General features: G+C 38.8%; 10 protein-coding genes. All 10 read right to left on the bottom strand.

Features of this window, described 5'->3' with window-relative positions; genetic code table 11:
• Nucleotides 1-548, bottom strand: a 548-nt coding sequence (locus LHW48_04005) for a 4Fe-4S binding protein (protein MCB5259622.1), incomplete at its 3' end; no start/stop codon positions are given.
• The gene (locus LHW48_04000) at nt 545-1,258 is read right to left on the bottom strand and encodes a 4Fe-4S binding protein (protein MCB5259621.1); all 714 of its coding nucleotides are present in this window, start codon (nt 1,256-1,258) and stop codon (nt 545-547) included. The genes LHW48_04000 and LHW48_04005, both read right to left, overlap by 4 nt.
• Nucleotides 1,259-1,308: 50 nt before the next feature.
• Nucleotides 1,309-2,130 (bottom strand): thiamine pyrophosphate-dependent enzyme, encoded by an 822-nt coding sequence (locus tag LHW48_03995; GenBank protein MCB5259620.1) that lies wholly within the window; start codon nt 2,128-2,130, stop codon nt 1,309-1,311.
• Entirely contained in the window at nt 2,123-3,799 is a 1,677-nt protein-coding gene (locus LHW48_03990) for a 2-oxoacid:acceptor oxidoreductase family protein (protein MCB5259619.1), read from the bottom strand. The genes LHW48_03995 and LHW48_03990 overlap by 8 nt, the downstream gene beginning before the upstream one ends.
• Nucleotide 3,800: 1 nt before the next feature.
• Nucleotides 3,801-6,509 (bottom strand): DUF2723 domain-containing protein, encoded by a 2,709-nt coding sequence (locus LHW48_03985; protein ID MCB5259618.1) that lies wholly within the window; start codon nt 6,507-6,509, stop codon nt 3,801-3,803.
• Nucleotides 6,510-6,521: 12 nt separating this feature from the next.
• Nucleotides 6,522-7,505, bottom strand: a complete 984-nt coding sequence (locus LHW48_03980) for a carbohydrate ABC transporter permease (protein MCB5259617.1) — start codon at nt 7,503-7,505, stop codon at nt 6,522-6,524.
• A gap of 13 nt (nt 7,506-7,518) precedes the next feature.
• Nucleotides 7,519-8,454 carry a sugar ABC transporter permease gene (locus LHW48_03975; GenBank protein MCB5259616.1) on the bottom strand — a complete coding sequence of 312 codons (936 nt, stop codon included), beginning with the start codon at nt 8,452-8,454 and terminating at the stop codon, nt 7,519-7,521.
• Entirely contained in the window at nt 8,451-9,866 is a 1,416-nt protein-coding gene (locus tag LHW48_03970; protein ID MCB5259615.1) for a sigma-54 dependent transcriptional regulator, read from the bottom strand. The genes LHW48_03975 and LHW48_03970 overlap by 4 nt, the downstream gene beginning before the upstream one ends.
• Nucleotides 9,863-10,456, bottom strand: a complete 594-nt coding sequence (locus tag LHW48_03965; GenBank protein ID MCB5259614.1) for a hypothetical protein — start codon at nt 10,454-10,456, stop codon at nt 9,863-9,865. The genes LHW48_03970 and LHW48_03965 overlap by 4 nt, the downstream gene beginning before the upstream one ends.
• Nucleotides 10,457-10,459: 3 nt before the next feature.
• Nucleotides 10,460-11,653 carry a pyridoxal phosphate-dependent aminotransferase gene (locus LHW48_03960; GenBank protein ID MCB5259613.1) on the bottom strand — a complete coding sequence of 398 codons (1,194 nt, stop codon included), beginning with the start codon at nt 11,651-11,653 and terminating at the stop codon, nt 10,460-10,462.
• Nucleotides 11,654-12,184: the final 531 nt, after the last annotated feature.

The raw sequence follows: 12,184 nt of genomic DNA, 5'->3' as shown, positions 1-12,184 counted from the left end.
TCAGTTCCTGCGCAAATGCCGCAATTGATGCACTTTTCTGGATCGATAAATGCCTTTCCGTCTTTGTAACTGATAGCGCCTACTGGGCATACTTTTAAACACAGCCCACATGAAATGCAAGTTGAAGCATCAACAACATAGAATTGCTTTGTAGCAGGTAAAATCGATAATAAAGAATCTTGAATCGATTCCTCGTCTTTGACATTTAGATTTTCTTTAATCTTTTGCATGGGTTGAACATCATTTGCAGATGCTTTTGGTATTGAATCATCAGAGTTTATAAACCCATCTTCTTTTATTGTCGCTTGAGGAGTATTAGAATCTACAATATTCTGATTGGGTATTGCAACAAATCCATCTACACAACGGCGGCAACCAATGCATTTAAGGCTATCTATCATTGCTTTGCCATTTTTCATGTAGATAGCATTAACCGGACAAACTTGTAGCCTCTCCTTGGCTGCAAAGATTCCTTTGGCTGCAAAAAACTGCACCAGAGCTATGATTAATAGTAATAGAACGAAAACTATTCGCAATAATCTGTTCAATGTTCCTTCTCTTCCGTAATTGTGCCAATTTTTGGACATTTCTCGATGCAGCGCTGGCAGTGAATACAATCTAAGGCATTTACATATTCATCGCCTAAAATATCTATATTCATGGGGCAATTAAAGCTGCACACACCACAATCTATACATCTTTCAAGATTGCGCCGGATTTTCTTGCGTTTAATTCCAAATAATCCCCCCAGTGCTTGAGCTATGTTTAAAAGTGCGGCATAGGGGCATAGAAACCTGCACCATAATCGCTCCAGAAAAAGACCACCAATTAGAATCACAGCCAGCGTAAATAATCCTAGCGGTGCTAATGATGGTATGCGTGATAAGGCATAAATTGGACATAAGTTAATAGATATCCACGCAAACCCCGAACCCACCAATACAATACTAATACCCATAAGCCAATATTTTATCTTACTTAACTTGCGCTCGACAAAATAGGGAATCTGACGATTTTTTCTTTTGTGGAAAACCCTGAAGATCAGCTCCTGAATCGTGCCTAAGGGGCATACATAACCACAAAACATTCTACCCCAAAACATGGCAACAATCATGAACAGGATACCTAAAAATATGCCTAATGAAGTCAAGCCGAGACTAAGCGTTATAATGTTTCCCTTTAATATCCCAAAGCATATTATCGCATTGGGACAGATGTTATGGATCGATTTCTTTCCTGAAACTATGACAAATGTCATAATTGCAGAACCAAACAAAAGAAATAAGAGCTGGAAAGATAAACGTTTCTTCATTTATTATTGTGGATAAATTGAATTCGTTGCGCTAAAGTCATTGACGTCGATTGGATTGCTATTGATTCGTGATATACTGGAAGCTGTTGTTCATGAAATACTCCCAAATAAAAAACATCTGGATCTGATGCCAACGATCTGGCATGAGCTTTATCCGTAGGTAAAGTATCAAGTATCATACAGTTGTTGTTAAACAACTCGTATGTATTATTATAGCTTACACAGGGCTGTAACACTTCAACAAAGGAAAAGCCTCTATGGATTATTGCCTTATGCAAGATATGAGAGAGATGATCTATATTAGCACTGTACGCTCTAGCTACAAAGCTTGCCCCTGCTTCTATTAACAAGTTTACGGCATTAAAAGGACGCTCGACATTTCCGTTTGGAGTGGATATTCCTTTAAAGCCGATATTCGAAAGTGGAGAAGCTTGTCCGGTAGTAAGCCCATAATTACCGTTGTTGTGTAAGATTAAAGTTATATCCATATTACGCTTGGCGGCAAATAAAGTGTGTTCAAGCCCCTCACCCATGCTATCTCCATCTCCACCAAACGATATAACGTGAAGCTTAGGATTTGCAATTTTGATGCCCTGAGCAGTAGCCAATGCTCTTCCGTGCAATCCATATACCCCAGATATATCCAGATAATCGAAAATCTTGCCATGACATCCTATACCGGATGTTATAACAATATCAGCCAACGAATAGCCTTCATCTACCAAAGACTGAATGCATTTTCTAAACGCAGCAAAAATACCAAAATTCCCACATCCAATACACCATGTATTTTCTTTTGAGCTTTTTAAACTACGCATCCTCTGCCTCTTTGATAGCGGTTATTAGTTCTTCGGGGCTAAAATGGCGACCATCATAGCGGAGAATATTTGCTTTTACTTTCAGTTCTAATTGCTCTTTAAGAAATCTGGCAAAATTAGGTTTTGATGAGTGTTCTACAACTATCGCTTCGCATTCACGGTACAAGGCAAGCTCTTCTTTGGGGAAAGGATCTAAATAAATGGGAACGATAAGAGTAAAGTTATAATATTTAAGGGCTTCCCGCAATTCCAGAGCCGTAGATCCATAGGCAAAAACTAAAATATTGCCAGAGCCAAATATCTCTACTCGCTTATTGGCTTTGCTAAGCTTATATATAGTGTCAGATTTTCGCATCCGTTTCTCTTTCATATTGATAATGCATTCAGGATCATCGGTGCGAACTCCACTTTCCAGATGCTCGTTACTGTTCCATTTTATTACATCATCTTCAGAGCAATTATCTGAGCCGGGAAACTTCAGTGCAGATACACCGCTTTGATTGATTCTATATCTCCAGTACTCTCGATCTTCTTGTTCCTGAAAGGTATATTCTTGTAAGCTCAAATCCGGAATCTTGACATTTGCCATGCTTTCACTGAGATGCTTTTCGGTAAGCAGAATTGCCGGACTTTGACTAGCCCATGCTAGTTGCATTAATTCTGCCGTTAGTGAAAAAGCTCTTTCTAAGCAATCTGGACTTGCTACAATACGAGGGAATTCACCGTGTCCTTGGTTAAGGGCAAAATATAGATCTTCTTGAGCAGTGTATGTAGAAACTCCTGTTGCAGGTCCAGGTCGGGATGAAAGAATGAATAGCAGCGGAGCTTCCACCATTCCAGCCAAAGAAAATGCTTCCTGCATCAATGCTATGCCACCCCCACTACTACCAACAGCAGCTCGTTTGCCGGCAAAACACGCCCCAATTGCCATATTGGCTGCCGCCAATTCGCTTTCTGCGTGTACAGTTGTAACGCCAAGATCGCTTTGCTTTAATGCTAAATAGTGCAATATTGATGAAGCCGGAGTCATGGGATAGCTAAAGTAACAATCCATTCCGGCAACCCAAGCCCCTAAGGCTATCATTTGATTGCCTGTGTATAGCTCACTAGAACATGAATTCGTTAGTTCAAACTCAAGCAAATAAGATATGTCCTTTTCTTTAACCGAACTATAAACTGCTTCTGCAAAAGCCATATTTTCTGGAACATAACGTCTGAATTCTTTTTTAATGGTATCTTTCATTATCTTGAGAGGGATACCTAATACAGCACAAAAGATCGCCACCGAAGCTAAAGACATATTCCCTTGATTACCATAGTGCTCTTTCATTAACCTTAATAATGGTAATCCAACACACTCGGTTCCATGCGAATCTGTATCATCGCAAAAATGTAAGCCATTAGGAGCTATATCTTGTTTATGTTGGCTAACACTACGTTTATCGAAACTGATAACAATATTCGCCTTTTTATAAGTACAGTAGATGGGATCTTTGCCTAAGCTCACCAGGCTAAAGTTGTGGCCTCCCTTGATAAGGGACTGATAGTCATCTGTTTGGAAAACATTGTAATTATTGGCTACAGCAATTTTACCGATTACCTGAGCGGCTTTTTTGATTCCTTCGCCAGCTTTTCCTCCAACAAGGACAGTAAATACTCTATGAGACAAACTAAATAGCTCCTTGAATATTGATTAGTTCAGCAATATATGGCTCTACATCGTATTGTAGATTCGACTTTGCCCGTTTCAGAATCTCAAGGGCTTTTTCAGTATATCCTGCTTGCTCGGCATAATATAGCGCTACTTGGGCAAAAGTTTGTTCTTGAGGAAAACTCAGTAAGCCTTTTTCAATAAAACGTGCAGCATTTGCAGGATCATTTTCGATTAGATGAGTTAATACAAAACTGATGTATATTCGCCATCCTTGAGCGTGCCTGAATATAACATTATCCACAAAAGAGTCTAAAGAATCCCAATCCTTGTTATGTGTATACATTTTTGTGTAAAAATCAGTCAGTTTGATCTCGTCCTCTATAAAGATTCTCCCTCGTTGAATATATGATAGAGCTCTTTCTGAATCACCTATTTCCGCAAAATGAGTGGCAGCTCTTACAAATCCAGAACCATAATTTAGTACCAAACGCTTCATGTTTCCATCTTTAAATACTCTGTCATCATCTATTGAACGGTATTCATATACTTCATCAATATTAGTAATAAGCCGTTCAATATCAGCTTGATCTTCGGCTTCACGTGATACTACTCGGGCAACCATGCCCTCATTGCGAGTGAATTTCTCAAACCCGATGTAGCTTTCGCATGTAACGGCAAAGTAGATGGGGCGATGACCAAAGTTATCTTCGATTATCTGCATCACGGCTTGATCTGATACTCTATAGAAAGGTTCATTGGAGCGCCAGGAAGGTGTTTGCTCTAATTGAACTTCAAACGATCCAGTAGCTTCGGTTCCGGGTATGCTTAAATTTTTGTTAATCTGAGTTATATACATATCATCTATTTGCGTTTCTGTCATATTAAATTGAATCCCTTCTTTATCGCGCAGTTGTTTAATATACCATGCTGTATTCAATAAGGATAAGTTAGCTACAGAAACATCTTTTCGTATTCCTCTAAGATATTTATTCTTATACTTCATGGCACTTTCAATTGCATCTTTGGCTTGTGATGATGGCATAACATCATTTGCGGGATAAACATGTTCTTTGGCATGGGGATCTTCAACCGCCTGAGCATACCATAATGGGAAAGTATCATTATCGCCATTCGTGAAAATAATGGCGTTTTCTTCCAAAGAATTGAGAAAGTTTACCCCATAATCTAGAGCGATATACTCTTGAGAGCGATCATGAACATGATATTGGGAAAGCATATTTGTAACCGGCAGAATAAGCATAATAGACATTACAATATACCGAGCTAACTTTCCCTTTACCAGGCTTATCAAACCTATGACACCTATCCCCAACCATATCGCCCACATATTATAGGCAACTACAAAGAAATAGTCTCTATCTCTTACTTCGGCGTTTGAGAGATTCATGACAAATACCATAACTATCGTTGTAAAGATAATCACTGTTAAAAAGTATCTGAAGCTGTGTTTGTTTAACTTACGCTGATACATGGCTCCGGCTAAGCCCAAAAAAGCAATTAAAAGCTGTCCAATAGATTTTCCTAATGCGCTTGATGTTTTAACAAAGGGAGCCATTATTCCATCGGGGAACCATTGCATTCCGAAATAACGAAAGAAATGGAAGTTTATCTGTTCACTAAAGAATTTTGCGCGTCTAACAATAAAACTGGTATTTCCATATTGTTTGCGTAAGACATAATCCATAAAAGATGATACCGTGCTAGGATGGCCTTCATTTATAAAGGGACGATCTGCGGCGCGAATCATCAAGTATATATGACTGGAAAGCCCAATTAAAACGAGCAAGAATGAAATCTGCCAAAAGCGAGCTCCAAACACTTCTCTAAGCTCATACGCCAATATTAACAATGTTACAACAGCAAAACCCCATTTATCAAATTCATCTATAGCCAAGCCTTTCCCTATAGCACCAAATATAAAATACCCAGCCATTATTGCGAAGGTATATCCAACCACTTTAAACCAAAAATTATCCTTGAGAATTCCCTTTTGCAGAAGAGGATATACTATTATAAAAAGAACAGCCGGGGCAACCTGTAAAGCAGTCTGGTGAACACAAAACCCTAAAAAGAATAGATAAACAATCAAGAGTAATATGTTTTGGTGGCTATAATCCTCGCTTTTTTCTAACCACACCAGGGTTAACCATAAAATCAGATTCACAAAAAAGACCAGGCCCGAATAAACCTCTGCTTCGATGGCATTCATCCAAAAAGTGAATGAGAACGCCGTATACAAAGCCGCAATAACTCCAGCAATCATCGCTTCCCAAGCCTGCACCTTCATCATGCTTACCAATTTAACGGTAAACAAATATGTAAACATTACGGCAAACGCAGAAGCCAATCCCGAAATAAATGCCGCAATCACAGCATGGGAGATAAAGCCTCCCAACAAAGCAACAATGGCACGACCAAATACTATATAAAAAGGGTTTCCAGGAGGATGAGGTACGCCTAAAATGCTTATACACGTAGCATATTCTCCGCTATCCCAAAAACTCATAGTACGAGCTTGAGTGGCAACATACACGGCCAATGTGACGGCAAATATCAACCATGCAACAATTCGATTGTACTTCTTGTTTACAATCGCTTGAGGTTTTATGGGAAGATTATCTGTTACAGGTATTGGATTGGGTATCTCATACTCTTTTCGTTTACCTTGCCGTAATCTTTTTTTTACATCTTCTGTTTTGGGCATTGTAGCTCCTGTTTAGTCTTTCATCCCGCTACGAGAATAGCTGGCAATTATCTGTTTCTGAGCAAAGAAGAAGAGAATTAGGATTGGCACAATACTAAATGTTGATGCTGCCATCAACAGCGTAGTCTGCGTAGAAGCTTCTTGGTTAAAATAGCTTAATCCTACTTGTAATACTCTTAGTTCGGGACGGTTTATCATCACGAGTGGCCACATAAAACTATTCCAACTGGAAATAAGAGAGAATATAGAGGCTGTGGCAATAATTGGTTTTGATAGTGGAACAACAATTCTCCATAGCATTCCAAAAGTTGAACAACCATCGATAGATGCTGCATCGAAAAGTTCTTTGGGTAAGGATTTAAAATGCTGACGGAAGAGGAATATGGTAAAAATATTCGCTATCCAAGGAATTATAAGGGCATTGTAGGTATCCAACCAATTCAATTTATCCAATAATACATAAGAAGAAATCATGTAAATCGGCTGAGGAACCATCATCATCGACAAAAAGAGGTAAAAGAAGAAATCTCTACCCCTAAACTCCATTCTGGCAAAAGCGTAGGCAGATAACAACGATGTAAACAGCACTCCTATCAAACTGAACAACGATACGTAAATTGTATTATAGAAATACAAGCCAAAAGGTACCTTTTTAAAGGCTTTCACAAAGTTCAAGAAATGCAAGCTTGGTTTTTTACGGACGAGTTCAATTTGTGTGGATGGAACTTCTTTATATTCCTCTACAATGTTCAAGTCCTCATCCAAAACATGAATAACGCTGTTTTCACCCTTGTCCATAACCAAAAGAATCCGTTCCTCTACATCGTTATTATGCCAAACGTGATATTCTTCTTTGGGAATAAATAGAGTTTCTTGTTTATTGAATTCAGATTGAGTCATAAGAGATGTTGATAACATCCATAAAAAGGGCACAACCATGGTCAATCCAAAAATAACCAAGATCAAGTAGGTAATGATGCTTCTAAATTTATCCATTGTATGCCTCCCCTTAATAGTTTACGTGTTTTTCCATTCTGCGCTGGAAAATAGTAAGCGCCAGAACAAGAATAAACAAAGCTAGGGCAACTGCACTTGCATAGCCCATTTCCAAAACATCAAAACCCCGCTCATATATGTAATATACAATGAGCTTAGTGGTGTTCAACGGACCGCCTTTATCGGTCATCAAATAGATCTGCGAGAAGGCTTGGAATGTGGTAATCGTCGTCATTATAAGCACATAAAAGGTTGTGGGAGAAATCAGCGGAACCGTTATGTTCCAAAACTGTCTGCCTTTGCCTGCACCATCTATTTCTGCTGCTTCATAATAAACCTTGGATATGTTCTGTAAACCAGCAAGATAGATTATCGTGTTGTACCCTAATCCCTTCCATACTGTCATAATAATTATGGCAAACAACGCCTGTGAAGGACCGTGAAAAAACTGAGGTAGTTTGTCAAAACCAAGATTTTCAAACATTATCAGAAATATTCCTCTCGATTCCGACAACCACGCCTGGGGAGATATGCCTATGTAGCCCAAAAATGTATTCATTAGTCCAGTTTGCTCATTGAAGATGAGTTTCCAAACAATAGATACTGCAACCAATGAAGTAACAAAGGGCATAAAATATACGATGCGGAACAAGCCCTTTAGATACTTAATCTTATTCAGCATTACGGCAAAAAATAAAGATAGAACTATGGTTGTTGGCACCAGAATTATCACCAACCAAAAAGTATTACCCATAGATTGCCAAAACACAGGATCCTTCATCATCTTTGCATAGTTTTCCAAGCCAATAAACTTACCAGTACCCTGTAGCGACCAATCGAAAAACGAGAGCACAAAGCTCATAACAATTGGAACTAAACGGAATGCTACTACTATTATTAATGCAGGTAAAAGGTATAGGTATGGAGAAATCTTCCATTTTGTTTTCATATCTCACCACCATTATCATACTCGCTGGGATTACGGTATTGCCGCCAATCTATACCCAGCTTTGTGCATTTTTTATAAAAATTTTCTCGGGTAATATCTGCCAGTGCTGCAGCACGAAGAATATTCCCACCAGTTTTTAAAAGAAGACTTTGTATATAGTGTTTGGTAAAGGCATCTCTTGCTTCTGCCCAGTTCAAATTATCTATTAAACCTATGTTTTCCGCCGAAGTTGCTCCACCGCTTACCGCCTCAGGAAGGTCTTCAGGTTGAATTACTTTATTTTCTGCCAGTATTACTGCATGCTCCAAAGCATTACGCAATTCTCGAATATTACCTTTCCATTTGTATTTTAGTAGCAGCGACATAACTCCAGGAGATACCTTCAATTCAGTCTTATTATATTTTTTGCAAAACTCATGAACAAAAGAGTTGGCAAGAACTCTAATATCATCTTTTCGTTCTCGCAAGGGTGGAATATGCAGATTTATTACGTTTAGACGATAATACAGATCCTCGCGGAACTTATTTTCTTTAACCATAGCTTCGATATCTTTATTAGTAGCGGCTATTATTCTGGTGTCGGTAGTAGAATCCGAATCGGAACCAACCGCTCGATATATTCCTGTTTCTAGCACTTTAAGCAGTTTTACTTGAAACACCAGAGAAGTCTCTGTAATTTCATCGAGAAAAAGGGTGCCCCCATTTGCTTCTTGGAAATAGCCAACTTTATCTCTAGTGGCATCGGTAAATGCTCCGCGCTTGTGCCCAAATAGCAGACTTTCTAATAGAGTTTCGGTTAAACTACCACAGTTTACTGAGACGAACTTTTGTGATCGTCTGGGGCTGTTACGATGAATCAACTCTGCAAAAACACTTTTCCCCACTCCTGTTTCTCCGGTTATTAAGGCTAGAGTATCCAGCTTTGAAATCTTTTTAACTTTCTGGATAAGGGCTTGGATTGGTTGAGAATTACCGATTATTAGGTCTGTATCCAATTCATTGTTCAACATGGCGTTAAGGCGTCGATTTTCGGCAATTAGCCATTGGGCTTGAAGAGTTTTTTCTACTAAGATGTTGATAAGATCAGGATTTCGAAGTGGTTTTACCATAAACTCGCTTGCACCTAGTTTCATCGCCATTACTGCACTTTCAATAGAAGCCTGCCCGCTAATTGCAATAACTGCAGTATAAGGATAATCTGAGGAAATCTCCCGGATCAGATCTAAGCCATTTTCCCCGGGTAATACGAGATCTACAATGGCAATGTGATATCTGCATTGAGTAAGCTTTTCTCTGGCTTCTCGCAACGAAGATACCAAAGTAGCTTGATATTTACTTTCAAGTTGCAAACCAATTAATTCCAGGCTTTCTCGAGAATCATCAACTACCAAGATCCGAGGGTTTTCTGTCATATCAACACACCCCAAAGAGTGTTTCTCTCTTTGTTGCACACACTCTTGATAGATCCTTCACTTTCCACAATATGAGATTTCGCCTTCAATATCAAAGTATGAGCTATTGAATCTGGTAATACTCTATTCGGAATTAAGTACACAGCATAAGAATCTTCATATTCTGAAACCCCTGTGCGAATTTCCATGCTGTCATTTTCTGCCATCAAGCAAAGAAGAGCTGTTTCAAACCACAAGGCCAACTCAAGCGGATTAACTTCCTTGTGCAAGTTTTGTAAATTATCCTGCCTAACAAAGCTTATTGTGTGTTTGATGGGCAAATAATGTTGAAGATATTCAAGCTCTCCACTTAACCAATCATTAAGACAAATCTCGGTTTTTTGTGCTAATGCTTTATCGATTAATAGTTGGTATAGTTCTTTTAACAAATCGTCAATCTTAATACCTGCATCGTAAATCTTATCTAATTCGGTAAGCTCTGGGTGGTCTTTTTTTAGTCTATGACTATATGCCAAAATTAAGTTTAAGGGATTATTTAAATTATGAATCAATCCTTCTAAAACCTTTTGTACAGGAATATAGTCGTTCATACCTTAGTGGGTTTTGATATATTGGGCAAGACCTTCACGAAAAATATTCATCGCCTTACCAAGATCTTCTTTATTTAAAATGTAAGCTAAGCGTAATTCATCTTTCCCTAAGCCAGAACTAGCGTAAAATCCTTCTGCGGGTGCTGCCATCACAGTTTCACCATTCATCTGATAGTTATCCAACATCCAGATCACAAAATCCTCAGCATTGGCAATGGGAAGCTTGGCAATAATATAAAAGGCTCCTTGCGGTTTTTTACAAATTACACCTGGTATCGATACGAGTTCATCATATACCAAATCCCGGCGAGATTGGTACTCTGTTACCATCTCATGAAAGTATTCATCCGGCAAATACACACAGGCGTTAGCCGCTAATTGATCTATTGTGGGTGGGCAAAGCCGTGCTTGGGCAAACTTCAAAGTGGCCGCCATTATCTCATTATTCTTAGAAACAATACAACCTATCCGGGCTCCGCAGGCAGAGTAGCGTTTTGATACACTATCCACCAATATAGCATATTCCGAAAACTCCGGAATCTGTAAAACACTTGTATGGGTTAAACCATCATAAATAAACTCTCGATAAACCTCATCCGATATCATAAATATACCATGTTTCTTACATATATTTGCTACCCGAAAGATATCTTCCTTGCTGTATACTGCACCGGTTGGATTCCCCGGGTTACAAAGCATAATAGCCTTTGTTTTGGGAGTAATCAAAGCTTCAAATTCTGTATCTGCCGGTAAAGCAAAACCGTTTTCTGCATAGGTAGTAATAGCTTTCAATTGTATTGAAGCCATTGTTGCAAACCCGTTGTAATTTGTATAGAATGGCTCTGGAACAATTATTTCATCACCTTCATTGGCTACCACCATCATGGCAAAGGTGATAGCTTCACTGCCTGCTGTTGTAACTATTATGTCCTGCGCAGATAAAGATATGCCAAGCTTACCATAATAATGTATCAATCCTTGTTGATACACTTCTAAACCCTGAGATGGGCCATATGCCAGCACTTTTTCCGAAAACTCATGATATACTTTAATCATCTCTGAAGGAGTTGGTATGTCGGGTTGTCCAATATTTAGATGATATACTTTTATGCCTCTGTTTTTGGTGTTCTGAGCGTGAGGCATTAACTTCCTAATGGGAGAAGCTTGGATGTTCAATGCTCGTTGCGATAACTTCATTTTTTCAAAGTCCTTTAAATTACGTCTATGTGTCCTTTATTTAGAACATTGAAAAAAAGACAAGGAAAATCTTATCATTTCTAATACGGAAGTATGCTTACAGCTTATATATCAATGGTTTGCATTACGTTAAGATTATTTGTCTATTTACGATCCAGCAATATGCTTTTTGATTTTGCTTGAAAGATATCTGACTATTCGATATTATTATAAGATATCTTGAGTAGGAAGCTCATACACTTACCCAGACCGTTGAATAATCAAGCCATGGTGCGGAGCCCAGTACTACAAATGTGGCGAGTGGATCAGAAGTGCGATCATCAAAAGCCCTGAAAATCAATATCTCGTGAATATAGATTTGCTATATATGGATTCGCAGCGGTCTCATGCATTTACTTAACGACAGCTAAATTCCCCCATGCGCATTGACGCTTCGCCCCCTTCCCGTCCTTCGCTACAACGGAGGATTAAGCAAGGTTCAAGCCGGGATCATGCTGTAAGTAAGGGATCATGTCCCCCTAAAGTATGCCT

Source organism: Candidatus Cloacimonadota bacterium, assembly GCA_020532355.1.
In the GTDB taxonomy this organism is placed as follows: domain Bacteria; phylum Cloacimonadota; class Cloacimonadia; order Cloacimonadales; family Cloacimonadaceae; genus UBA5456.
Note: the sequence above shows the minus strand (reverse complement) of the source record. Positions and strands in the feature narration are given on the sequence as shown.

Bases quoted from the DNA above. Each gene is read 5' to 3' on its own strand.
- LHW48_03995 (MCB5259620.1), bottom strand. From the start codon at position 2,130: ATGCGTAGTTTAAAAAGCTCAAAAGAAAATACATGGTGTATTGGATGT.
- LHW48_03980 (MCB5259617.1), bottom strand. From the start codon at position 7,505: ATGGATAAATTTAGAAGCATCATTACCTACTTGATCTTGGTTATTTTT.
- LHW48_04000 (MCB5259621.1), bottom strand. From the start codon at position 1,258: ATGACATTTGTCATAGTTTCAGGAAAGAAATCGATCCATAACATCTGT.
- LHW48_03975 (MCB5259616.1), bottom strand. From the start codon at position 8,454: ATGAAAACAAAATGGAAGATTTCTCCATACCTATACCTTTTACCTGCA.
- LHW48_03960 (MCB5259613.1), bottom strand. From the start codon at position 11,653: ATGAAGTTATCGCAACGAGCATTGAACATCCAAGCTTCTCCCATTAGG.
- LHW48_03965 (MCB5259614.1), bottom strand. From the start codon at position 10,456: ATGAACGACTATATTCCTGTACAAAAGGTTTTAGAAGGATTGATTCAT.
- LHW48_03970 (MCB5259615.1), bottom strand. From the start codon at position 9,866: ATGACAGAAAACCCTCGGATCTTGGTAGTTGATGATTCTCGAGAAAGC.
- LHW48_03985 (MCB5259618.1), bottom strand. From the start codon at position 6,509: ATGCCCAAAACAGAAGATGTAAAAAAAAGATTACGGCAAGGTAAACGA.